The sequence below is a fragment of the Acinetobacter sp. UBA2063 genome (assembly GCF_002333245.1).
Taxonomy (GTDB): Bacteria; Pseudomonadota; Gammaproteobacteria; order Pseudomonadales; family Moraxellaceae; genus Acinetobacter; species Acinetobacter parvus.
On the sequence record NZ_DDAH01000114.1, the window covers coordinates 3,751 to 4,149 of the forward strand.

1 protein-coding gene is annotated in these 399 nt (G+C 43.9%); it reads left to right on the forward strand.

The annotated features are described in order from the left end of the window. The coding region (locus B4H32_RS05000) for an acyl-CoA dehydrogenase family protein (RefSeq protein WP_286800487.1) at positions 1-399 on the forward strand (399 nt) is incomplete at both ends.

The window sequence follows — 399 nt, forward strand, 5'->3', positions numbered from 1 at the left end:
CCAGGTTTAAGTACAGGTTGTATGAACACCATCATCCAGTTCGGTACTGATGAGCAAAAAAATACCTATATGCCTAAACTGGTTGAAGGTACTTGGTCTGGCACAATGTGCTTAACTGAACCTCAATGTGGTACAGACTTAGGTCAAGTTAAAACTAAAGCTGAACCTGCTGCTGACGGTACTTATAAAATCTCTGGTACAAAAATCTTCATCTCTGCAGGTGAGCATGATTTAACTGAAAACATTATCCACATCGTACTTGCGCGTCTTCCAGACGCACCTGCTGGTACCCGTGGTATCTCGTTATTCATCGTGCCTAAGCTCATCCCAACTGCTGACGGCGGTGTAGGTGAGCGTAATACCGTATCTTGTGGTTCAATCGAACACAAAATGGGTATC